General features: G+C 72.0%; 21 protein-coding genes and 1 riboswitch. Of the genes, 7 read left to right on the top strand and 14 right to left on the bottom strand.

The window, feature by feature from the left end:
- Positions 1-283: 283 nt before the first annotated feature.
- The 12 genes from ACI6QG_RS04740 to ACI6QG_RS04685 form a co-directional block, all read right to left on the bottom strand.
- Positions 284-1,618, bottom strand: a complete 1,335-nt coding sequence (locus tag ACI6QG_RS04740; RefSeq protein ID WP_407023416.1) for an MFS transporter — start codon at positions 1,616-1,618, stop codon at positions 284-286.
- Positions 1,619-1,638: 20 nt separating this feature from the next.
- Entirely contained in the window at positions 1,639-4,008 is a 2,370-nt protein-coding gene (locus tag ACI6QG_RS04735) for a heavy metal translocating P-type ATPase (RefSeq protein WP_407023415.1), read from the bottom strand.
- 102 nt (positions 4,009-4,110) lie between these two features.
- Positions 4,111-4,362 (bottom strand): DUF2933 domain-containing protein, encoded by a 252-nt coding sequence (locus ACI6QG_RS04730; RefSeq protein WP_407023414.1) that lies wholly within the window; start codon positions 4,360-4,362, stop codon positions 4,111-4,113.
- Position 4,363: 1 nt separating this feature from the next.
- On the bottom strand, positions 4,364-4,996 hold the full coding sequence (locus ACI6QG_RS04725; protein ID WP_407023413.1) for a Spy/CpxP family protein refolding chaperone: 633 nt from the start codon (positions 4,994-4,996) through the stop codon (positions 4,364-4,366).
- Positions 4,997-5,016: 20 nt separating this feature from the next.
- Positions 5,017-5,478, bottom strand: coding sequence for a DUF411 domain-containing protein (locus ACI6QG_RS04720; protein WP_407023412.1), 462 nt, complete (start codon positions 5,476-5,478; stop codon positions 5,017-5,019).
- A complete protein-coding gene (copM, locus tag ACI6QG_RS04715; protein WP_407023411.1) occupies positions 5,475-5,897 on the bottom strand; it encodes a CopM family metallochaperone in 423 nt (140 codons plus the stop codon). Before copM ends, ACI6QG_RS04720 begins: the two co-directional genes overlap by 4 nt.
- A 102-nt stretch (positions 5,898-5,999) precedes the next feature.
- A complete protein-coding gene (locus ACI6QG_RS04710; RefSeq protein WP_407023410.1) occupies positions 6,000-7,298 on the bottom strand; it encodes an ATP-binding protein in 1,299 nt (432 codons plus the stop codon).
- Positions 7,295-8,047 carry a response regulator transcription factor gene (locus ACI6QG_RS04705; RefSeq protein WP_407023409.1) on the bottom strand — a complete coding sequence of 251 codons (753 nt, stop codon included), beginning with the start codon at positions 8,045-8,047 and terminating at the stop codon, positions 7,295-7,297. Before ACI6QG_RS04705 ends, ACI6QG_RS04710 begins: the two co-directional genes overlap by 4 nt.
- Complete coding sequence (locus ACI6QG_RS04700) at positions 8,044-8,439, bottom strand: hypothetical protein (RefSeq protein ID WP_407023408.1); 396 nt, start codon at positions 8,437-8,439, stop codon at positions 8,044-8,046. Before ACI6QG_RS04700 ends, ACI6QG_RS04705 begins: the two co-directional genes overlap by 4 nt.
- Before the next feature lie 15 nt (positions 8,440-8,454).
- Positions 8,455-11,598 carry an efflux RND transporter permease subunit gene (locus ACI6QG_RS04695; RefSeq protein ID WP_407023407.1) on the bottom strand — a complete coding sequence of 1,048 codons (3,144 nt, stop codon included), beginning with the start codon at positions 11,596-11,598 and terminating at the stop codon, positions 8,455-8,457.
- 3 nt (positions 11,599-11,601) lie between these two features.
- Positions 11,602-13,299, bottom strand: a complete 1,698-nt coding sequence (locus ACI6QG_RS04690) for an efflux RND transporter periplasmic adaptor subunit (protein ID WP_407023406.1) — start codon at positions 13,297-13,299, stop codon at positions 11,602-11,604.
- 244 nt (positions 13,300-13,543) lie between these two features.
- On the bottom strand, positions 13,544-14,806 hold the full coding sequence (locus ACI6QG_RS04685; RefSeq protein WP_407023405.1) for a D-amino acid dehydrogenase: 1,263 nt from the start codon (positions 14,804-14,806) through the stop codon (positions 13,544-13,546).
- A 34-nt stretch (positions 14,807-14,840) separates the two neighbouring features.
- Positions 14,841-14,946: riboswitch (glycine riboswitch) on the bottom strand.
- A gap of 213 nt (positions 14,947-15,159) precedes the next feature.
- On the opposite strand from ACI6QG_RS04685, the gene ACI6QG_RS04680 reads away from it, so the two are divergent.
- The 5 genes from ACI6QG_RS04680 to ACI6QG_RS04660 are packed head-to-tail and all read left to right on the top strand — an operon-like array spanning position 15,160 to position 19,076.
- Positions 15,160-15,783: a glutathione S-transferase N-terminal domain-containing protein gene (locus ACI6QG_RS04680; protein WP_407023404.1), complete on the top strand. Its 624-nt coding sequence runs from the start codon at positions 15,160-15,162 to the stop codon at positions 15,781-15,783.
- Positions 15,783-16,400, top strand: a complete 618-nt coding sequence (locus ACI6QG_RS04675) for a glutathione S-transferase family protein (protein ID WP_407023403.1) — start codon at positions 15,783-15,785, stop codon at positions 16,398-16,400. Before ACI6QG_RS04680 ends, ACI6QG_RS04675 begins: the two co-directional genes overlap by 1 nt.
- Positions 16,397-17,011 (top strand): glutathione S-transferase family protein, encoded by a 615-nt coding sequence (locus tag ACI6QG_RS04670; protein WP_407023402.1) that lies wholly within the window; start codon positions 16,397-16,399, stop codon positions 17,009-17,011. The genes ACI6QG_RS04675 and ACI6QG_RS04670 overlap by 4 nt, the downstream gene beginning before the upstream one ends.
- Entirely contained in the window at positions 17,008-17,568 is a 561-nt protein-coding gene (locus ACI6QG_RS04665; RefSeq protein ID WP_407023401.1) for a histidine phosphatase family protein, read from the top strand. Before ACI6QG_RS04670 ends, ACI6QG_RS04665 begins: the two co-directional genes overlap by 4 nt.
- Positions 17,565-19,076: an amidohydrolase family protein gene (locus ACI6QG_RS04660; protein ID WP_407023400.1), complete on the top strand. Its 1,512-nt coding sequence runs from the start codon at positions 17,565-17,567 to the stop codon at positions 19,074-19,076. The genes ACI6QG_RS04665 and ACI6QG_RS04660 overlap by 4 nt, the downstream gene beginning before the upstream one ends.
- Here the strand turns inward: ACI6QG_RS04660 and ACI6QG_RS04655 are convergent, their stop codons facing one another.
- Positions 19,077-20,201 (bottom strand): anhydro-N-acetylmuramic acid kinase, encoded by a 1,125-nt coding sequence (locus ACI6QG_RS04655; RefSeq protein WP_407023421.1) that lies wholly within the window; start codon positions 20,199-20,201, stop codon positions 19,077-19,079.
- Between the two features lie 61 nt (positions 20,202-20,262).
- On the opposite strand from ACI6QG_RS04655, the gene tyrS reads away from it, so the two are divergent.
- A complete protein-coding gene (gene tyrS / locus ACI6QG_RS04650; protein WP_407023399.1) occupies positions 20,263-21,474 on the top strand; it encodes a tyrosine--tRNA ligase in 1,212 nt (403 codons plus the stop codon).
- A gap of 2 nt (positions 21,475-21,476) precedes the next feature.
- On the top strand, positions 21,477-22,004 hold the full coding sequence (locus ACI6QG_RS04645; RefSeq protein ID WP_407023398.1) for a DUF7002 family protein: 528 nt from the start codon (positions 21,477-21,479) through the stop codon (positions 22,002-22,004).
- Here the strand turns inward: ACI6QG_RS04645 and ACI6QG_RS04640 are convergent, their stop codons facing one another.
- A complete protein-coding gene (locus ACI6QG_RS04640) occupies positions 22,005-22,931 on the bottom strand; it encodes a Gfo/Idh/MocA family protein (protein ID WP_407023397.1) in 927 nt (308 codons plus the stop codon). It lies immediately after the preceding gene.
- Between the last annotated feature and the right edge of the window lie 43 nt (positions 22,932-22,974).

Genomic DNA, 22,974 nt, shown 5'->3' with positions numbered 1-22,974 from the left:
AGATGTGGCTCGATCGCCGCCCACTGCACGTCGCTCAGCCAGAATAGGCGCGACACCGTTCATCCCCCGCCGTTTGGCAGGGTGAATCATTGCGCCGCACCTACGTCAATTGGGTACAGACCCTAGGCGACGAGTTGAGCCGGCCAGATCGCGGCGTTGTAGGACGCGAAGACCGCAAAGAACTGCGCGGTGGTGAAGGGCAGATGTCGGAGCGCACCTTCGTGGCCAGGGGGCCAAAGGCTGCGCCGGTCATCCGGTCCTGGCCTTGACCCGCATCAAGGGATCAGCGCGGCCACTCCGGGTGCAGGTGGTCGATCACGAAGGCATGACGGTGCCGGAAGCCGTCCGGCGCGGTGAGCACCGGTCGGTGCTCGGTCGCGCGATGGGGGTGCTCCGGCGGGAGGCCAGCATGGTCGTGCTCGATCTCCTCCGGGTCGTGCCGCGGCCAGAGGGCCGCCGCCGCGCCGACCCCCGCCAGCGCCAGCACGGCCAGCACCAGGAAGGTCGGCCCGAGCCCGATCGCCGCGCCGAGGCTGCCAGCCAGTGGGTAGGTCAGCAGCCAGCAGGCATGGCTCAGCGCGAACTGCGCGGCGAACAGCGCCGGCCGGTCGCCGGCATGTGCAGACCGCCGCAGCAGCCGCCCGCTCGGCGTCAGCACCAGCCCGTTGCCCAGGCCGAGCAGCGTCCAGACTGGCAGCAACGCCGGCCAGGACGGTACCGCGGGCGCCAGCAGCAGCCCGATGACGAGCAGTCCCGCACCCGCCAGCATCGCCGTCCGGTCCGTCATCCGCTCGCCGAGCAGGCGCGGCAGGGTGAGCGCTGCGGCCATCGAGCCGAAGCCGTAGGCGGCGAGCGTCCAGGCCACCTCCCGTTCGCCGAGGCCGAAGCCGGCACGGACCAGCACCACCGTGTTGACGATGACCATCGCGCCCGCCGCCGCGACCGTCAGGTTGAGCGCGAGCAACCCGCGCAACCGCGGCGTGGCAAGGTAGATGCGCGCGCCCCGCGTGGTGCGGCCCCAGGCCCCTTCCGATGTCGTGGGCGGCTTCGGCGAGGGCAGCACGACCGAGAGGACCAGGGCGGCGGAGGCGAGGAAGCCGAGCGTGTTCAATCCGAACAGCCAGTGGAACCCGATCACGCCGAGCAGCGCGGCGGCGATGGCGGGGCTCGCCAGCGCCTCGAGGTCGTAGGCCAGCCGCGAGAGGGAGAGCGCCTTCGTGTACTCCGCCTCCTCCGGCAGGATATCGGGGATGGTTGCCTGGAAGGTCGGCGTGAATGCCGCGGATCCCGACTGCAGCAGGAAGATGAGGACGTAGACCTGCCAGATCTCCGTGACGAAGGGCAGGCAAACCGCGACGGCGGCCCGCAGCAGATCGAGGGCGACCAGCAGACTGCGCCGCGGCACCAGATGGACGAAGGCGCCAGCGACCGGCGCGATGCCGACATAGGCGATCATCTTGATCGCGAGCGCCGTGCCGAGAACGGCGCCCGCATCGGCGCCCGCCAAATCATAGGCCAGCAGTCCGAGTGCGACGGTCGCGAGCCCGGTGCCGAGCAGCGAGAGCACCTGGGCTAGGAAGAGATGACGGTAGGTAAGGTTCGACAGCGGCGACAGCATGCACGTGCATCCCATTGTCGTCACTGTAAGTGAACCCTGCGTAGCCTCAGTGCATTGCCAACCACGCTCACCGAGGACAGCGCCATGGCCGCCGCCGCGATGAGGGGCGAGAGAAGAATGCCGAAGAAGGGATACAGCACGCCCGCCGCGATTGGCACGCCCGCCGCGTTGTAGGCAAAGGCGAAGAACAGGTTCTCCCGGATGTTGCGCATCACGGCCCGCGAGAGCCGCCGCGCCCGTACGATGCCGGTCAGGTCGCCGCCCAGCAGCGTCACCCCCGCGCTCTCGATCGCCACGTCGGTGCCGGTGCCCATCGCGATCCCGACCTCTGCCGCGGCCAAGGCTGGGGCGTCGTTCACGCCGTCACCCGCCATCGCCACGTGCCGGCCTTCGGCCTTCAGGCGCTCCACGATCCGCTGCTTGTCCTCGGGAAGGACCTCGCCTTCGACCTCGGTGATGCCGAGCCGACGGGCCACGGCCTCGGCCGTCGTACGGTTGTCGCCGGTGAGCATCACGACGCGGATGCCCTCGGCCTTGAGCCCCGCGAGCGCGGCGGCCGTCGTGTCCTTCACCGGATCCGCGACCGCGACGAGACCCGCGGGCTGGCCATCCGCCGCGACGAAGAACACTGTGGCGCCGTCGCCGCGCAGCCGCTCGGCCTCCACGGCGAGAGGGCCGGCGTCTACGCCGAGTTCAGCCATGAGCCGGGCGTTGCCGACCGCCACCTGCCGGCCTTCGACCGTGCCCGTCACGCCTCGCCCCATGGGCGCGTCGAACCCCTCCACGGGAGGTATCGCAAGGCCGCGAGCCTCGGCGGTGCGCACCACTGCCTCGGCCAGCGGATGCTGGCTCGGCCGCTCCAGCCCGGCCGCCAGGCGAAGCAGTTCATCCTCGGCCATGCCCTCCGCCGGCACCACCGCGACGACCTCAGGCCGTCCGCGCGTGAGGGTGCCGGTCTTGTCGACGACGAGCGTGTCGATGCGCTCCAGCCGCTCAAGCGCCTCGGCGTTCTTGATCAGCACGCCCGCCTGCGCGCCACGCCCGACACCCACCATGATGCTCATCGGCGTCGCAAGCCCAAGCGCGCAGGGGCAGGCTATGATGAGCACTGTCACCGCTGCGACCAGCGCGAAGGCGAGGCGCGGTTCCGGTCCCCACGCCGACCAAGCGACAAAGGCGAGCAGCGCGATCACCACGACGGCCGGCACGAACCAGCCGCTCACCTGGTCTGCCAGGCGCTGAATCGGCGCACGGGAGCGCTGGGCACCGGCCACCATGCGGACGATCTGCGCCAGCACAGTGTCCTGGCCAATGCGGTCGGCGCGCATCACGAAGCTGCCCTGGCCGTTCAGGGTGCCGCCGACGACCTGATCGCCGGCCTGCTTGGTTACGGGGACTGATTCCCCCGTCACCATGCTCTCATCAACGTTCGACCGACCCTCCAGCACCGCGCCGTCCAGTGGCACCTTGTCGCCTGGGCGCACGCGCAGGCGGTCGCCACGCTCGATGGCGGCGAGCGGCACCTCCTCCTCCGACCCATCGTCGCGCAGGCGGCGCGCCATGGCCGGCGCCAGATTGAGCAGCGCGCGGATCGCGCCGCCGGTCTGCTCGCGCGCCCGCAACTCCAGTACCTGGCCGAGCAGCACTAGCACGACGATGACGGCCGCCGCCTCGAAATAGACCGCCACCGATCCGTCCGCGGCGCGGAAGGCGTCCGGGAAGATCCCGGGTGCAGCCGTCGCCACCACGCTGAACAGCCAGGCCACGCCGGTGCCGAGCGCGATCAGCGTGAACATGTTGAGGCTGCGGTTCACCAGGCTCTGCCAGCCCCGCACGAAGAAGGGCCAGCCCGCCCACAGCACCACCGGCGTCCCGAGCGCGAGCTGAAGCCAGTTGCCCACCTGCGGTCCGCCGACCAGGTGCATCATGCCGGTGAGGTGGCCGCCCATCTCCAGGACGACGACCGGCAGGGTGAGCACGAGCCCGATCCAGAAGCGGCGCGTGAAGTCCGCGAGCTCAGGGTTCGGCCCGGCCTCGGCGGTCGCCACCTCCGGTTCGAGGGCCATACCGCAGATCGGGCAGTTGCCGGGCCCGACCTGGCGAATCTGTGGGTGCATCGGGCAGGTGTAGATCGCGCCCGGTGCCACGGCCTCGGCGCGCAGCGTCGGCTTTGGATGGACGTACTTGGCTGGATCGGCGACGAACTTGGTCCGGCAGCCGGCCGAGCAGAAGTGGTAGGCCGCCCCTGCATGATCGGCATGGTGCGGCGTCCTCGCCGGATCGACTGTCATCCCGCAGACCGGGTCCTTCACGGTCGCGCCGGCGTCCGCCTGACCCCGAGCGGCGTGTCCGTGATGACCCTGCCGGTGGCTGTCGTGATGTTCGTTCATGCCATGGCTCCGAGGGTAGTCAGCGCACCGGCGCCGGAGGGCGCGCGGCATGTCGGCATAGTGTCGGCAGCGGCGCTGGGTTGCGTCGCGACCATCCTGCACTCAGTCCCGAGGGGCTGTGCCCAGCGCCGCATCCGGGCCGCTGCCGTCGCGGTGGTGTCCACGGTGCATGAACAGGTGCATCAGCGGGCAGGCGAGGATCAGCAGATAGGGCAAAGCGCCGAGTGCGCGCCCCCAATGCTCCCGCAGCACGTAGAAGGCGCCGACTAGTGCGAAGCCCAGCACCGTGATCCCGGTGCGCGTGCGCCACCAGGGTGGCGCGCCCTCCGTGCCAACGGTCTGCATCCGCTCCATGTCACGGCATCCTCATGCCCATCCGCATGCCGCGGAAGTGTTCGGCCATGAGCTCGTCGGCAGTGCGGCGCTGCTCCTCGGACAGCGCCGCGTAGAGTGGCGTCGCGGTGGCAGCGACAGCGCGCATCGCCTCCAGATGCGCCGAGAGCAGGGCGATGCGGCGTTCCATCTGCTGCGGCGCCGGCCCCGGTTCGGTGGCGCCAGTCATCGCCTGCTGGGTGGCCTGACGCAGCCGTTCGGCCTGGGCGCGGACGGTATCCGCGAAGGCGCCCCAAGGCTGGGCTTGGGCGTCGGTGATCCGCAGCTCGGCGCGGAAATAGGCGAGCTGTCCCTCGATCCGGCGGAAGGGCTGCATCGCCGACGCGGCCATGCGGCCCTGCACCATCTGCTGCATCATCGGCTGCATCATCCGACCCATGTCCCCGCCCATCATCCCGCCACCCGGCCCCGTCGTCCCGGGCGCTGGCGCGCCTCGCTGAGCCGAGGGCGGTGCCGGCTGCGGCGACGCGGCCGGCGCCTCGGGATGGTGGGGATCCGGTGCCCCGCCACTCGAGGCCGGCGCCTGCGCGCCCGCTGTTCCGGCAAGGCCGAACAAGAGGATGCCGGTGGCCGTCAGTGTGCTGAGCTTCCTCATGATCTTGTCCTTCTTCGTTGTCAGGCAGGCTGGGCGCCCACGAAGCGCATGAAGGGCTCGTGCGTGCCGTCGGCGCGCCAGCCGATCACATCGTAGGTGTCGGGCGGCTGCCCGGGGACTTCCATCCCGGGCGAGCCGATCGGCATGGCCGGCACAGCGAGGCCGACGACGCCGGCGGGTCGTTCCGCAAGCAGGCGACGAATTGCCAGTGCCGGCACGTGACCCTCGATGGCGAGGCCAGCGACACGCGCGGCATGGCAGGACAGCAGGTCGGCCGGTGTACCCAGCATCCTGCGGAAGGGCGCCACCGAAGGGACGACACGGTCCTCGACGGCAAAGCCGGACGTCCGGAGATGGGCGATCCAGCCGGAGCAGCAGCCGCAATTCGGGTCGCGCCAGACCTCGACCCGCTCGTCACGCTGCGCCAGGGCAGGCCCCGACACAGCCAGAAGAGCGGTCGCGAGGAGGCCGCGGCGCCTCATTGCGCCGGCATCCTGGCCAGGATCGCGCGCATCTGCGCGATCTCGCGCTCCTGTTCACGGATGACGGCGTCGGCGATGGCCCGCACCTCTGGATCGCTGCCGTGTTCCAGGACGATCCGCGCCATGTCGATGGCGCCCTGATGGTGCGGGATCATGCCGGCGACGAAGTCGCGGTCGGCGTTGCCCGAGAAGGTGATCGCCATGTCGCGATGCATTTTTTCGTTGGCTGCGATGAAGGCGCGCGTGACCGGGCTGGCATTGGCCGGCGCCTGCGCGGCGGCATGGCCGACGTGCCCACCGCCCTGCATCATCGGCATTCCATGCCCCGGTCCGTGCTGCGGCTGAGCCTGCGCCAGCATCAAGGCTCCGGCGCCGAGCAGCGCGACGGCAGCGGTTGCGGTCACAAGCATGCGACGCATGGGATGGGCTCCGTGGTTTCGACCCCATCAAAATGCGGGCGGGGGCGCTGCGGAGCCTCTCGGCGGCATGACAAAGTATGCCACCGCGGCGTCGGCCGACCTTCAGTTGGCCTGGCGGGGAAGAAGCAGTCTGGCCATCAACCCGCCCTCGTGGGCCTCTCGGAGCTCCAGGCTGCCGTTGCTAGCTTGCGCGAACCGCTGCGCGATCGCCAGGCCCAGGCCAACGCCCGAGCCGCTGCGCGCGGGGTCGAGCTGCACGAAGGGCGCCAGGGCCCGGCCACGGTCGGCCTCAGCGATCCCTGCGCCCGCGTCCGAGACCTCGACCGCGAGCATCGGTCCCTCGTCATGGATACGCAGGCGCACCGGGGGACGACCGTGGCGCAGCGCATTGTCCACCAGGTTCGAGAGTGCGCGTTTCGCCGCGATCCTGCGGACTGGCAGCACCGCGCGCCCTGGCCCCTCATATGCCACGTCGTGACCCTGGTCGGCGGCGTCGGAAGCGAGCGTCTGCAGGATGGCCGCAAGGTCGGCGGGCCGCACTGGTTCGGCGTCGCGGCCCTCACGGATGTAGTCGAGGGTGCGCGCGACCATCGCTTCCATCTCTGCGATGTCGGCTTCGAGCCGGGCGCGGTCCTCGCCCTCCGGCAGGAAGCCGACGCGCAGCTGTAGCCTGGAGAGCGGCGTGCGCAGGTCGTGGCTCATGGCGGCCAGGGCTTCCGTCCGGTCCTCCAGCAACCGTCCGATGCGCTCCTGCATGGCGTTGAACGCCGCGGCCGCGTGGCGCACCTCCTCCGGCCCTTCCATCGGCACCGGCCGAGGGCTGGGATCGCGGCCGATGCGGTCCGCCGCGCTGGCCAGGCGGCGCAGCGGACCGGTGATCCAGCGCACCACGAGGATCGAGACAAGCGCGATCCCAAGCGCCATCGCGACCATCGACGAAATCGCGCCGTGGTCGAGCGCGCCGCCGCCGGCGGCGAGCCAGGGTGCCGAGAAGACAATCCAGCCGCCGCCGTCGGCCGGTAGCGCGCCGAGCACCCGGTGGCCCGGCTCCGCCTTCGGATCCCAGCCGATCCGCGCGCCAGGGCCAAGCCGTACCGCCGCCGCGGCAAGGGCTTCGGGCGGCGCTGCCTCCGGCAGCGGCGCCACGCGATCCCAATGGATCTCAAGGCCCGGCCGTGAGATGGCGTGCGCCGCGGCGTCGCGCGCCGCATCGGGCAGCGGCGCGACCGCCGCCCGCGCCGCCGCGAGCTGGTCGGCCATGCGCTCCAGCCTGGCGCCCTGCTCGGATCCGCGCAGGGCGCGCTCATGGACCCACATGCTGCCGATGTGCAGCAGCATCAGCCCGCCCAGCAGCAGCAGCGTGATGCGTCCGGCCAGGCTGGCGGGCCAGAGGGGCCTCATGCCCGGGTCACGTCCGCCACAAGCACGTATCCGACCCCGCGCACGGTCTTGACGAGGGAGGGGCTGTCGTCCTCCGGCTCGATCTTCCGCCGCAGGCGGCTCACCTGGACATCGACGGTCCTGTCGAAGGGATCGGTACCGACGCGCCGCTTCGCGACCTCGAGCAGCTGCTCACGCGACAGGACCCGCTGCGGATGCTCCAGGAAGGCCATCAGCAGATCGTATTCGCCCCCGGAGAGATCGACCGCGACGCCCTCCGGCGAGGTGAGTTCGCGGCGCGCGGTGTCCAACACCCAGCCGGCGAAGGCGAGCCGTCGCGACCGCGGGTCAGGCTGCGCCTCGGCCGGCGCCGCGCGGCGCAGAAGGGCGCGGACGCGCGCGACCAATTCGCGCGGCGCGAAGGGCTTCGCTACGTAGTCGTCGGCGCCGAGCTCGAGGCCGAGGACCCGGTCCATCTCCTCCCCCCGCGCGGTCAGCATCAGTACCGGCACGCGCGAGCGCTCGCGCAGGCGGCGGAGCAGGTCGAGGCCGGACGCACCGGGCAGCATGACGTCGAGCAGGATCAGGTCCGGCTGGCCGGCCGGGCTGTCCAGCACTTCCCACATCTCGCGCCCGTCGCGCGCGGTTGAGACGCGAAAGGACGCCTCCCGCAGCAGGCGCGCGACGAGGGTGCGCATCTCGCCATCATCCTCGACGACGAGGAGATGCGCCTCGGGATCGAGCAGACGGCGTTCCGCGGCGTCGCTCATCTGGCCGCTTCGACGGGCGCGTAGCGCGCCTGGATGCGCGGCTGCCCGGCGGCAGGCACCAGCTGCACGACAACGCGCAGGCTGAGCTCGGCTCGGAACTCCCCGCTGGCGACCAGCGCGGCGCCATCCGGCCTCGGTGCAAAGGTCAGCGTTTGCTGCCGGCCGCCAGCCAGCACGATGGCCGTCGCCGTCGCGCCGTTCGCGCGGAGCGGCCGGTCGTTTGCATCGAACAGGAAGAAGGTCAGCCGCCCGTCCTGGGCCAGCAATTCCCCATGGTAGCTGCCGATGTCCTGCATCTGGCCACCATTAGGGCCGCGGGACGGGCCATGCGCCAGCGCCAGGGACGGGAGGACCAGCAGGGTGGTGGCGATCAGGCTGCGCTTGGTCGGCATCGGTCTCTCCAGGGCTCAGAATGTCTCAGGGGCAAGCGACCCGCCAGCACGGCGTTCCTCGGCCTCGGCGCGCAGCCGTTCCAGCGCCGGGCGCCCGAAGCGGTGGAACAGGATCGGCGTCACCAGCGTATCGAGCAGCGTTGCGCTGACCAAGCCGCCCAGGATGGTGATGGCGACTGGATGCAGGATCTCCTTGCCCGGCGCGTCGGCGCCGATGGCCAAGGGGATCAGCGCCAGCCCAGCGGACAGCGCGGTCATCAGCACCGGCGTCAGCCGTTCCGCGCTGCCGCGCAGCACCAGCGCCAGGCCCCAGCGTTCGCCCTCGTGCAGCGCCAGGTTCAGGTAGTGGCTGACCTTGAGGATGCCGTTGCGTGTCGTGATGCCGGTCAGCGTCACGAAGCCCACGAGCGTCGCGACGGACAGCGGCTGCCCGGCGATCCAGATCGCCGCGACGGCGCCGATCAGCGCGAGCGGCACATTGCCCATGATGATCACCGCCAGCATGGCCGAGCGGTAGCGCCAGTAGAGCACCACGAAGATCAGGCCGAGCGAGATCAGCGCGAGGACCGCGATGGTCCGCATCGCTTCCTCCTGCGCCTGGAAGGTACCCTCCAGGGCGGTGGTGTAGCCCGTTGGCATCGGCATGCGCGCCAGCTCGGCGCGGATGCCCGCGATCACCTGCGCCATGTCGGCATCGGGCGTGGTGTTCGCCAGCACCACGATGCGGCGGCGCGCGCCTTCGCGCAGGATCTGGTTGGGACCGTCCCCTTCCTCGACCCGGGCGAGCAGCCCGAGCGGCACACGGCCATGCGGCGTGGGCACAAGCGCCTCGGCCAGGCGTGAAGTGGTGCGGTCCTCGTCCGCGAGCCGCAGCACCACGTCGAAGCGGCGCGCACCGTCCAGGATCTGGCTGACGACGGTGCCGCCGGTCAGCGATTCCAGCGTCTCGGTCAGCGCCGCGGCCGAGACACCGTAGAGCCCGGCGCGCTCATGATCGACCGCGATACGCAGCTGCGGGATGCGCACCTGGCGTTCGAGCTGCAGGTCGGTCAGGCCGGGCACGTTCTCCGCCAGCCGGCCGCGCAGCGTCTCCGCCAGCGTCCGCAGCGTATCGAGGTCGTCGCCGAAGATCTTGAGCGCAATCTGCGCCCGCACGCCGGAGAGCATGTGGTCCAAGCGGTGGCTGATCGGCTGGCCGATATTGACCGCGGCAGGCAGGGCGGCGAGGTGCGCGCGGATATCGGCCAGCACCGCGGCGCGCGGGCGGCCGCCTTCGCGCAGGTCAATGTCGAGTTCCGAGGAATGCACGCCCTCCGCATGCTCATCCATTTCCGCCCGGCCGGTGCGGCGACCCACACCCTTTACCTCGGGCACCTGCATCAGCAGGCGCTCGGCGACGCGGCCGAGCGCATCCGATTCCGCCAATGAGATGCCGGGCTGGTAGGTGACGTTGATGACGAGCGTGCCCTCGTTGAAGGGCGGCAGGAAGGCGCGCGGCAGGAACGGCACGCTTGCCGCAGCGATGGCGACGCCGCCGACGGCGAGACCCAGCACCAGCGACCGGTGCGCGAAGGCCCAGAGCAGCAGGCGGTGCTGCGCCGCCTTCAGCCCCCGCACGAGCGCCCCATCGCCCGCATGCATCCGCCTCATCTGCGGCAGCAGCCAGTAGGATAGTACCGGCGTAACGGTGACGGCGACGAGCAGGGAACACAGGATCGAGACGATGTAGGCCACGCCGAGCGGCGCAAACAGCCGCCCCTCGATCCCGGTCAGCGCGAACAGGGGCAGGAAGACGAGCACGATGATCAGCGTGGCGTAGACGATGCCGGAGCGGACCTCCGCACTGGCCGCCGCCACGACGCGGATCACAGGTTCGGGCACGGCGCGCGCGGCGTTCTCCTTGAGTCGGCGCAGGATGTTCTCCACATCCACCACCGCGTCGTCCACCAGCTCTCCCACCGCGATGGCGAGACCGCCCAGCGTCATGGTGTTGATGGACAGCCCGAAGGCCGCGAAGACAATGGCCGTCAGCAGGATGGAGAGCGGGATCGCCGTCAGCGAGATGAAGGTTGTGCGGGTGTTGAGCAGGAAGGCGAACAGCACGATCGCCACGACGACGAAGGCCTCGGCCAGCACCTGCTGGAGGTTGGCGATGGACTGCGCGATGAAGTCGGCCTGGCGGAACTTGATCCTGTCCGCCACCACCCCGCGCGGCATGCCGGCCTGCAGCTCTGCGAGCGCCGCCTCCACCGCGCGCGTCAGGCGGATCGTGTCGGCGCCCGGCTGCTTGGCGATGGCGAGGATGACTGCGGGCTGGCCGTCCACCCCCGCCTCGCCGCGCTTGAAGCGCGGGCCGTATTCCACTCGCGCGACCTGCCGCAGCGCGATGGGCTGGCCCTCGCGGAAGCCGACGGTCGCGTTGCGCAGGTCCTCGAGCGAGGTGGTGCGGCCGATGTTGCGGATCAGGAATTCCCGGCCCGCCTGGTCCACATAGCCGCCGCCGGCGTTACCCCCGAACTGGCGCAGCGCGGTGATGAGCTGGTCGTTCGTCAGATCGAGCGCGTGCAGCCGGTCGAGGTCGGGCATGACGCGGAACTGCCGGACCTCCCCCCCGATCGGAATGACCTGGCTGATGCCAGGGATGGTCAGCAGCCGCGGGCGCATCACCCAGTCGGCCAGGTCGCGCAGGTCCATCGGGCCGACCGAGCCGTCCGTCGGCGCGGTCATCGCCACCAGCATGATCTCCCCCATGATGGAGGAGACCGGCGCCATGGTCGGCAGCACGCGCGGTGGCAGCTGCGCCTGGATCTGGCCGAGCCGCTCGCTCACCTGCTGACGCGCGCGCCAGATGTCCGCACCCCAGTCGAACTCAACGAAGACGATAGACAACCCGACGGAGGAGACCGAGCGCACGCGCGTTACACCGGGCAGGCCGTTCACCGCCGTCTCGATGGGGAAGGAGACGAGTTGCTCGACCTCCTCCGGCGCGAAGCCCTCGGCCTCGGTCATCAGCGTGACGGTCGGCTTGTTCAGGTCCGGGAAAACATCGACCGGCATGCGCGAGAGGGTGAACAGGCCGTAAAGGCTGACCAGCAGCGCGGCGACCAGCACGAACAGCCGGTTGCGCAGCGAGAAGCCGACGATCGCATTGAACAGCATGGTTCAGCGGACCTGGGCGATCAGCGCCGCGCCCTGCACCACCACGCGCTGCCCGGCCTCGAGCCCGGCCGTCACCACCACGCGCGTGCCATCCAGCGGCTGCACGCGCACCTGGCGGGGGATGAATCGCTCGGCGGTCGCGTGCTCGAAGACCACGGGCGGGCCCTCGGCGGAGCGCACCACGGCATCGGCCGGCAGCACGACACCCTGCACCGCGCGCGCCGTGCGCAGCGTGACCAGCACGGAGCTGCCGATCGGCGCATCAGCCGGCGGATTGTCCACCTGGAAGTTCACCGGCACTGCCTGCTGACGCACTGTCAGGCCGCGTCCCATGAAGACCAGGTCGAGCACGCGGCCATCCGGCAGGGTGGCGTTGGCGCCGGTGATGCGCTCCAGCGCGGCTCTATCAAAGGCGAGCGCTTCGACCCAGAGCCGGCTTGGATCAACGATCTCGACGACGGTGGTGGCGCTGTCCACCAACTGGCCGACGGCGCCTCGTACGGTCGAGACGATGCCGGAGACGGGTGCGACCAGCGGCTCGCGCCCGGAGAGTGCCGGCTGGATTGCGGTGCGGCGCTGCCGCGCGCCCGCGAGCTCGGCCTGGGCATCCTGGATCTCCCGCTCCGCTACCGTGCCGCGGAGCGTCGTCAGGCGGCGGACGCGCGCTTCGAGGATGGTGATCTGCGCGTCCAACTCCGCGGCATTCTGGATGAGGCTCCCACGCTCCGCCGCGCTGTAGGTCGGTGTGACATAGGCCAGCACCTGGCCGCGCTCGACCCGCTGGCCGAGCGTGGGGAAGCCGGCATCACCCGGCTCCAGCCGACCGTTCTGGCTTGCTTGCACGCGCCCCGAGGCGTTCGGGTCGGGCACCAGGGTCCCAATCATGCGCAGCGCGGCCGAGGCCTCGCCATTCTCGGTCAGCAGAGTGCGTACGCCGAGCAGGCGCTGCGAAGGCTTCGGGACGAAGATGGCGCCATCCTGCAGGCGACGCGGCGCCTCGCCGGTGACCAGCACCTGCTGGGCGGCCGCCGGTCCGGCGGCGGTGACCGCGACGAGTAGCAAAGCGGCCGCGCGCCGCTTGCCGGACGGCAAGGCCTCCACCGGACGGATGGTAGGTGCCTCCTCGACCATCGGCGGCAGCGGACGGCGGACGGAAGCCCGCCCTAGCAGAAGCCCGAGCACGAGCAGTCCGACCCCGATTCCGATCTGGACGACGCTGTTCCGAAGCAGGTCCAGAGCTTCGACCATCGTTCCGGAGGCCGCCGTCGGCGCTGAAACGTCCAGCGTCGCGGTCAGCAGATCCATGTCTTCGCCGGCTGTCACGGTGAAGACCAGGTCGAGCCGGCCGGGGCGTTCCAGCAGCGGGTGCCGCGCCACGAAGAGGCCTATGCCCTGACGCTCGGCGGCCACCTCCTGGCCATCTAGGGTCAGGGTGACCGAGCCATCGAGGGGGCTGTTGTCAGCGTATCGGTCAAGCGTGACGGTGAGGGCCCCGCCTGGCTGCAGGATGGCGACGATCTCGAACAGGTCGCTGTGGGCTTCCGCCCGTGGCTGCGCAGCAGCAACCGGCTCGGGTGCTGCGCCGTGGTCATGCCCTTCGTGCGCGCCGGCCGGCCGGTGGAGAAGAAGCACGGCGAGCAGACCGAGGGCGACAAGTCGGCGTAATGCCGGCAGCTGGCTCAGGGAGGAACGAAGAGGCATGCAGGGCTCCTGGAAGCCTCCTCCATGCCGGCAGGTGTGCGACAGCGCCGCGCAGGTTTATGACAAAGTGTGTCCGCAACGATGATAGGGTGGGTGCGACGACGCGCCAGGACCCTGGCGCACCCCTGGATCAAGATCCACCCGCCAGAGAATTTCGGTTCTGGGTTCCCACCGCTGCTCCAGTCCTCCCACCATACACCAACATCGAAGGCGGGAACCGCATGGTCCCCGCCCCCGGCTCCGCTCAGGCGTTCGGCCGCGCGTCGGCCAGCGCGGCCACCGCATCCGCCGTGGCGGCGGACAGCGTCCAGCCCAGGTGGCCATGCCCGGTGTTGTACAGCACGCGCGGGTTCCGGCCCCGCGCCACGCGCGGCATCATGTCGGGCATCATCGGGCGCAGCCCGGCCCAGGGCACCGCATGGCGGGTGTTGATGCCGGGGAAGCGGGCGCGGCACCACGCCACCAGCGGCGCGATGCGCTCGGCGCGGATGTCGCGGTTGGTGCCGTTGAACTCCGCCGTGCCGGCCACGCGGAAGCGCGTGGCGCCCAGGCGGCTGGTGACGATCTTGGCCTTGTCGTCCAGCAGACTGACCCAGGGTGCCGCCGCCTGGTCGGCCGCGTCGTCCAGCTGCACCGTGATGGAGTAGCCCTTCACCGGGTACACGTTCACCCGGTCCCCCAGCCCGCGCGCGAAGCGGCGCGACATCACCCCGCCGCAGACGACGACCTGGCCGAAGCGAAGGCGCTCCTCGGCGGCCGGGGCGTCGCCGGGCGCCGTCTCCACCGGGCGCACGCGCAGCGTCACGCCCGCCTGGTCCGCCTCGGCGCCCAGCACCTCGGTCGCGAAGCGCAGCGCCACGCCGCGCCGCTCGCAGGCGCGGGCCAGGCCGAAGGTGAACTTGTGGATGTCGCCGGTGAAGTCGGACGGGGTGTAGAAGCCGCCGTGGAAGGTGCCGTGCAGCGCGGGCTCGATGCTGCGGATCTCGGCCGGGGTGACGGCGCGCCGCTCCAGCCCGCCCTTGGCCAGCAACGCCGTCACCCGCGCCGCCGCCTCGAAGTCCTTCCGGCTCTCATAGAAGTGGAGGATGCCGCGGTGCTCGGCGTCGAAGTCGATGCCCTCCTCCTCGGCCATGCGGCGCAGGTGCTGCCGGGCCTCGATGGCGAGGCGCGCGGTGGTGATCGTGTTCTCCTCGTGGCGAGGGATGGCGGCGACGAACTCCGCCATCCAGGACAGCTTGTGCCAGGACGGCCGGGGGTTCACCAGCAGCGGCGCGCCGGGGGACATCATCCACTTCAGCCCCTTCAGCACGGTGGACCAGCTGTTCCACACCTCGGCGTTGGAGGCGGAAAGCTGGCCGCCATTGGCGAAGGAGGTCTCCATGGCGGCGTAGGGGTGCCGGTCGAACACCGTCACGCTGCGGCCGCGGCGAGCCAGGTTGTAGGCGGTGGTGATGCCGGTGATGCCGGCGCCGATGACGGCGATCGAATCGTTCTGCGGGTCAGGCACGTGCATTCTCCTGCCGCGCCCCCGGCGCGGCTCGAATGCCCCCTCTGTCATTGGCCTGAGAGCATCGCCGCACGCCCCTCGCGGGCGGGCGACTTCCACCTTCGGCGGGAGCTGCGGCTCCACTTTCCAGAGTTCAGAACGCGGCGCGGTACCTGGGCCTGAGAGTTTCCGGGGCGGTTGCTCCTTCGGCGTCCGTCCGGGCTCGCGCCCGGCGCGGACTCTCCCGCAACGCCCCCATGCCAATTTCGGGAGGGCCGCGTCAAGCGTTTCCGTCGCGCCCCGCCACCGGCCCTTCCGGCATCCCCGGGGCCGGGATAGGAAGGGCGACACCTTCGAACGGGGGCGTCGCGTCCATGAAGCTGTTCTACTCGCCCGGCGCCTGCTCGCTGGGCATCCACGTCATCCTGGAGGAGATCGGCAAGCCGTTCGAGACTCAGCTGGTTTCCACCCGCGACGGCTCGAACCGCAAGCCGGAATTCCTGGCGGTGAACCCGAAGGCCAAGGTGCCCGCCCTGCAGCGCGACGACGGCTCCGTGCTCACCGAATGGCCGGTCATCGCATGGTGGCTGGCCAAGTCCAACCCGATGAGCGGCCTCATCCCCATCGAGTTCGAGGCGGAGACGCGCTGCCTGGAATGGATGGACTACCTGTGCGGCACCGTGCACCCGCAGGGCTTCACCCGCATGTTCCGCCCCGGCAACTTCGCCCGGGACGCCGAGGACGAGGAGCGGGTGAAGGCCCAGGGCAAGGCGCTGGCCGAGGGCTTCCTGGAACTGGTGGCGCGGCAGTGGAAGGGCGGCGACTGGCTGCTGCCCTCCGGCTACTCCGTCGCCGACGCCGCGTTGTTCTTCATCGAGGAATGGGCGGTGGGCGAGCGCGCCCGCATGGAGCTGCCGCCCAAGCTGAAGGCGCACCGCGCCGCGATGCGCAACCGGCCCGCCGTCGAGCGGGCGCTGAAGAAGGAAGGACTCTCCTGATGCAGAAACTGTTCTACGCCCCTGGCGCATGCTCGCTCGGCATCCACGTGCTGCTGGAGGAAATCGGCGCGCCCTACGAGGCGGTGCGCGTGAACCTGCGCGAGGGCGAGCAGTTCAAGCCGGAATTCCAGGCGGTGAACCCCAAGTCCAAGGTCCCCGCCCTGCTGCGCCAGGACGGCAGCACGCTGACCGAGTTCCCGGCCATCGCCTACTACCTCGCCGCGACCAACCCGCAGGCGAAGATGCTGCCCGAAGGGCCCGAGGCCCTGGCCCGCGCCATGGAGGTGACGGACTACGCCGTGGCGACGGTGCACATGCAGGGTTTCTCGCGCATCTTCCGCCCGGCCAACTTCGCCCCCTCCGAGGCCGATCACGAGGCGGTGAAGGCGCGCGGGACGGAGATCTTCACCAAGGGCATGAAGACGCTGGACACCGCGCTGCAGGGCCGCGACTTCTTCGCCGGCGCCTATTCCTTCGCCGACATGGCGCCGTTCTACATCTCCTTCTGGGCGGCGGAGCGGCTGAAGCTGGAGCTGCCGGGCCGGCTGGCCGCCCACTACGCCGCCATGCGCGCGCGCCCGTCGGTGCAGAAGGTGATGGAGCGCGAGGGGCTTTGATCCTCTGGGTCTCCGCGCGCACCTCGTCGCTCGCGTGCCGGCTGGCCTTCGCGCTGGCCGGCACCCCGGGCGAGGTGCGGGAGATCAGCCTGCGCGCCGGCGAGGGCCGCACGCCCGAGTTCCTGGCCATCAATCCCAAGGGCCAGGTGCCGGTGCTGCAGGTGGCCGATGGCACCGTTGTGACGGAAACGCCGGCCATCATGCTGGCGCTGTCCGATTCGGTGCCGGAGGCGGCGCTGCTCGGCGCCACGGCGCCGCAGCGCTGGGCCAGCATGGAATGGCTCGCCTGGCTGTCCTTCACCCTGCCCGGCGCCTTCCAGCCCGCCTTCGCGCCGCAGCGCTTCGGCCCGCCGCCGGCCGAATCCGCCATCCGCGAGGCCGCGCTCAAGCGCGCCCAGGCCGCGCTGGACTTCGCCGCCGCGCGCCTGCCCGCCGATGGCTGGGCGGTCGGCGAGGCGCCGGGCGCCGCCGACTGCGCCCTGGCGATGCTGGCGGTGTTCGCCGGCTTCCTGAACCTCGACCCCGGCGAGCGGCTGCACGCCCTGCGCGGCCGCCTGTTCGCCCTGCCCGCCCTGCACGCCACCCTGCAAGCCGAAGGATTCGCCGCGTGAGGCTGAACCCCATCCCCTTCTGGTTCCTGCGCCACGGCGAAACCGACTGGAACGCGCAAGGCCTGTCTCAGGGGCAGACGGACATCCCGCTGAACGCCATCGGCCGCGCCCAGGCGGAGCGCGCGGCCCAGGCGTTGCGCGGCAAGGGCATCGCCACCATCGTCACCTCCCCGCTCTCCCGCGCCCGCGAAACCGCGGAGGCGGTGGCGCGCGCCCTGTCCCTGCCCATCGCCGCCGAGGACCCGGAGCTGATGGAGGTCCGCTTCGGCGAGCAGGAGGGCCAGCCGATGGGCGATTGGTACGACGACTGGATCGCCGGCACGCTGACCCCGCCGGGCTGCGAGCCCTTCGCGGAGCTGCGCGCGCGCACCGCCCGGGCCATCAACCGCGCCACCGCGCGCCCCGGCCCGGTGCTGGTGGTGGCGCATGGCGCGCTGTTCCGCGCCTTCCGCTGGGAGGCGGGGCTGGAGCCCAACATCCGCACCCCCAACGCCCTGCCCCTGTGGTGCGAGCCGCAAGGCGCGGCCTGGGCGCTGCACCACGCGGACCTGCCGTGACGGCGCCGCGGCCGCTGCTCCTCCGCGGCGGCCGCCTGGCCGACCCTGCCCGGCGCCGCGCGCCGGAAGCCGACCTGCTGGTGCAGGGCGGGCGCATCGCCGCCCTCGGCGCCGGGCTGGCGGCGCCGGAGGACGCGGAGGTCTTCGACGCCTCCGGCCACCTCATCCATCCCGGCCTCGTCAACGCGCACACCCACGGCCATGGCGGGCTGGCGCGCGGCCAGGGCGACCGCTGGACGCTGGAGCTGCTGCTGGCCGCCTCGCCCTGGATCGGCGGCGGGCGCAGCCTGCAGGACAAGCACCTGTCCACCCTGCTCTGCGCCGCCGAGATGGTGCTGAAGGGCTGCACCGCCGCCTACGACCTGTCGGCCGAGGTGCCGCTGCCGACGCCCGAGGGGCTGGACGCCGTCGCCGCCGCCTATGCCGCGGCCGGGATGCGGGCCGTGGTGGCGCCCATGGTGGGCGACCTGACGCTGTGGCAGGCGGTGCCCGGCCTGCTGGACGCCCTGCCCGCCCCGCTGCGCCGCCAGGTGGAAGGGCTGCGCGCCGCCCCCGCCGAGGCCATCCTGGCCGCCATGGCCGATGCGGCGGCCCATTGGCGCTGGGACGCGCAGGGCATCCGCTTCGCCCTGGCCCCCACCATCCCCACCCACGCCTCCGACGCCCTGCTGTGCGGCTGCCGCGACCTGGCGCGCGAGCGCGGGCTGCGCCTGCACATGCACGTGGCCGAATCCCGCCCGCAGGCCCTGGCCGCCCGCGCCCGCTGGGGCAGCGGCCCGGTGGCGGCGCTGGACCGGCTGGGGCTGCTGGGCCCCGGCTTCACCCTGGCGCACGGCGTCTGGCTGGCCGATGAGGAGCTGCGCCGGCTGGCCGGCAGCGGCGCCACCCTGGCGCACAACCCCGCCTCCAACATGAAGCTGGGCAACGGTCTGGGCCGGCTGAAGCGCGCGCTGGACCTGGGCGTGATGGTGGGCATCGGCACCGACGGCGTCTCCTCCGCCGACAACGCCAACATGTACGAGGCCATCCGCGCCGCCGCCGCCATCGGCCATGCCCAGACCCCAGACCCCGCCCGCTGGCCCTCCGCCGCCGAGGTGTGGCACGCCGGCACGCAGGGCGCCGCCGCCGTGCTGGGCCTGGAGGATGCCGGCGCGCTGGCGCCCGGCAAGGCCGCCGACCTGGTGCTGCTGGACCTGGGCGTGCCGCACTGGCTGCCGCACAATTCCACCCTCAACCAGCTGGTCTGGGCGGAGGACGCCACGGCGGTGCGCCACGTCATGGTCGGTGGCCGCTGGGTGGTGCGCGACGGCCGCCACGTCTCGCTCGACATGGCGAAGCTGGCGCGGGAGGCCGAGGCGGCGCGCGAACGGCTGGAGGAAGGCGCGGCGGCGAACCGCGCGCTGTTCGAGGCACTGGCCCCGCTGGTGGCCGGTTTCTGCGCCGCCACGCTGTCGCAGCCGCTGCCGGTCAGCCGCTACCTGTGCGAGGCGCCCGGCGAGGGGCCCTGACTACGGCAACCCACCCAGGATGCGCCCGCCGCGCATCGGCGCCGGGGCGCCCGTCGTCTCCGGGAAGCTGAGGGGCAGGCCGCGGGCGGTGCGGGCGGCCAGCACGGCGAAGCATTGCGCCTCCAGCGCGTCGCCGTTCCAGCCCGCGACCTCCACCGGCCGCACCGGCTGGTCCAGCGCGCCGGCCAGCGCGCGCATCATCGCCGGGTTGCGCCGGCCGCCACCGGCGACCAGCCATTGCAGCGGCGCCTCCGGGAAGTGGCGCGCGGCGGCGGCCACGCAGATGGCGGCGAAGGCCACCAGGGTGGCGGCGCCGTCCTGCGGGCTCAGCGCCTGGGCGCCGGCTTCCTTCAGGGCACGGTCGAAATCCAGGCGGTCCAGGCTCTTGGGCGGCGGCTGCGCCAGGAAGGGGTGCGCCATCAGCCGCCCCAGCACCGCGCCATCGGGCTGGCCGGCCAGGGCCAGGTTGCCGTCGCGGTCGTAGTCCCGCCCGGTCGAGCGGCGGGCCCAGTCGTCCAGCGGGCCATTGGCCGGGCCGGTGTCGAAGGCCAGCAGCGCGCCATCCTCGCCCAGGAAGGTCACGTTGCCCACCCCGCCCAGGTTCAGCACCGCCAGCGGCTTGGGCAGGGCATGCGCCAGGGCGGCATGGGCAATGGGCACCAGCGGCGCCCCCTGCCCGCCCGCCGCCACGTCGGCCGAGCGGAAGTCATGCGCGACGCCGAGGCCAGTCTGCCCCGCCAGGGCGCGGGCGTCGCCGACCTGCCAGGTGAAGCCCTGCACCGCGGGCCCGTCCCCCGGCCCGCGCGGGCGGTGCAGGATGGTCTGGCCATGGAAGGCGGCCAGGCTGGCGGCCGGCAGCCCGGCGCGCGCCGCTTCCTCCGCAACGCGGTTGATCGCATCGGCGTGGCGCGCGGTCAGCCGCGCCTCGCAGGAGCGCAGGAAGGCGTCCTCCGGGCCCAGGCCGGGCGCGAGTTCCAGCAGCCGGCGCAGGTCGCGCCGCAGCCCGGGGTCGTAGGGCAGGGTCACGGCGGGGCCCAGCGCGCCGACGCGCTCGCCGTCCGTCTCCACCCAGGCGGCGTCAACCCCGTCCAGCGAGGTCCCGCTCATGGTGCCGATGATTCGCAGCATCGGCCCATTGTGCTATCGCGGCCGCGACAAGGCCACCGGGGCACGGGACAGGGCGGACATGAGCGGCAAGGACTTCCTCGACGTCGTGACGGAGCGCGGCTTCGTCCATCAGGTGACCGATGCCGAGGGGTTGAAGGCGGCGCTGAAGGCCGGGCCCGTCCCCGGCTACATCGGCTTCGACGCGACGGCGGACAGCCTGCATGTCGGCCACCTGGTGCAGATCATGCTGCTGCGCTGGCTGGCCGCCACCGGCAACCGCCCGGTGGTGCTGATGGGCGGCGGCACCACCAAGATCGGCGACCCCTCCGGCCGCGACGAGACGCGGCAGATCCTGTCGGAGGAAGGCATTGAGGCCAACAAGCGCTCCATCGCCCGCGCCTTCCAGGGCTTCCTCCGGTTCGGCGAGGGGCCGGGCACCGCGGTGATGCTGGACAACGCCGAATGGCTAGACCAGCTGCGCTACATCCCCTTCCTGCGCGAGGTCGGGCGGCACTTCAGCGTCAACCGCATGCTGTCCATGGACAGCGTCCGCCTCCGGCTGGAGCGCGACCAGCCGCTGAGCTTCATCGAGTTCAACTACATGCTGCTGCAGAGCTACGACTTCGCCGAGCTGCACCGCCGCCACGGCGTCGTGCTGCAGATGGGCGGCAGCGACCAGTGGGGCAACATCGTCATGGGCGCCGACCTGGCGCGGCGCATGCACGGCGCCTCCGTGTTCGGCCTCACCGCGCCGCTCATCACCACCGCCAGCGGCGCCAAGATGGGCAAGACCGCCGGCGGCGCGGTGTGGCTGAACGCCGACCGCCTGAGCGCCTACGACTACTGGCAGTACTGGCGCAACGCCGAGGACGCCGATGTCGGCCGCTTCCTGGCCCTGTTCACCGACCTGCCGATGGATGAGGTGCGTCGCCTGGGCGCGCTGGCCGGCGCCGAGGTGAACGAGGCCAAGAAGGTGCTGGCCACCGAGGCCTGCGCCCTGCTGCATGGCCGCGAGGCCGCGACGGAGGCGGCGGAGACCGCCCGCCTGGCCTTCGAGCAGGGCACCGCCGCCGAGACCCTGCCCGGCATCACCCACGCCCTGCCCGCCCCGCTGGTGGACCTGCTGGTGGCGGCGGGCCTCTGCGCCTCCAAGGGCGAGGCGCGGCGGCTGGTGGCGCAGAACGGGGTGCGCCTGGACGACGCGCCGGTGACCGACGCGGCGACGGTGGTGGAAGGCCCGGCGAAGCTGAGCGCCGGGCGGAAGCGGCACGTGCTGGTCAGGGCGGGCTAGGCATGGAAGAGTTCCTCGAGAAGTTCCCGAGGCTCTACCACGTGACGCGGGAGGACAACCTTCCCGGCATCCGCGCAAATGGCCTGCGTTGCGCGCGGGACCTCGGTGCGGACGACGCCAACCGCGGCTCCTGGACCCCCGTCGCGGGCGCGTGGCTACGTTGGCAGCGTATGCCCGACGGCCCGATGGCGAGCCGGTTGGCCGAAGGCCGCACGCCCGACGCCTGGCGCCGCCATATCAACGGACTGGTCTTCTTCTTCCCTTCGGTGAAGGCGGCACAGGGTCTCATCCAGGTCCCGAAGGACGTCGGCGTCGCGCAGCGCATCCTGTGGGTCGAGACGGCGGCGCTCTCCGCTGCCTTGGCGTGGTGCCCGTTCAACAACGGGTTCCTGGATCGCAGCCCGCCGACGCGGCGCCGCCGCCGCAGCCCACAGGATTACCGGCCGCTGTCGGAATGGCGCCGTGGAATGCCGGTGCGCGAAGTGGTGTCGTTTCAACCGGTCCCACCAGCGCTGCTGCATGGGTTGTGATCACCCGGCCAGCGCCGCCTCCACCCGCAGCGCCGCATCCAGCGCCGCCCGCCCGGCCTGCCCATCCGCCTCGTAGGGGCGCGCTCCGGCGATGGCGGCGCGGAAGGCGTCGTGCTCCGCCTCCAGGCTGTCGTGGTCGGTCCAAGAGCGGCGCTCGATGCCCCAGCCCGGCAGGTGCTCCATCGGCGCCGCCCCGCCGGGCGCGACGAATTCCAGCGAGCGGGCCAGGAAGTCCACCCGCAGCTCCCCCTCCGGGCCCATGGCGCGCAGCCGCCGCTCCAGCCCGACCGCCAGGCGCGATGCCGTCACCGTCGCGCGCATACCCGACGCGAAGCCCAGGTGGGCCACCGCCCAGTCGGTGTTGTCGCTCACCGCGCGCCCGCCCACCGCCGCCACGCTGTCCAGCGGCGAATCCGCCAGCGCCAGGATGAGGTCCAGGTCATGGATCATCAGGTCCAGCACCACGGACACGTCCAGGGAGCGCGGGCGGAACGGCGCCACCCGCACCGCCTCCACATGCCCCAGGCGGCGCCCGGCGCATTCGGCGCGCAGGGTGCGGATGGCAGCGGAGTGGCGCTCGATCTGCCCCACCATCAGCACCCGCCCCTGCGCGGCGGCCAGCGCGACCAGGGCATTCGCCTCGGCCAGGGTGGCGGCGATCGGCTTCTCCACCAGCACGTGGCGCCCGGCCCGCAGCGCGGCGCTGGCCACGGCGGCGTGGTGCACGGTGGGGGTGGCGACCACCAGCGCGTCCGACGCGGCCAGCAGCCCGGGCAGGTCCAGCACCGGGCAGCCCGCCTCCTCGGCCACCCGGGCTGCGCGCGCGGCGTCGGGGTCGTGCAGGCCGGACAGGCCGCGCCCGCGCAGCTTCAGGGCATGGAAACGGCCGAAATGGCCGGCGCCGACGACACCAATCCGGGGATTCATGGGCCCACCGGGTAGCCCAAACCGCGCCGGGCTTGCATCCCCC

Origin of the sequence: Sabulicella flocculans (genome assembly GCF_045449635.1) — a bacterium.
GTDB lineage: Bacteria > Pseudomonadota > Alphaproteobacteria > Acetobacterales > Acetobacteraceae > Roseococcus.
This window is presented reverse-complemented; position numbering and strand designations above follow the sequence as displayed.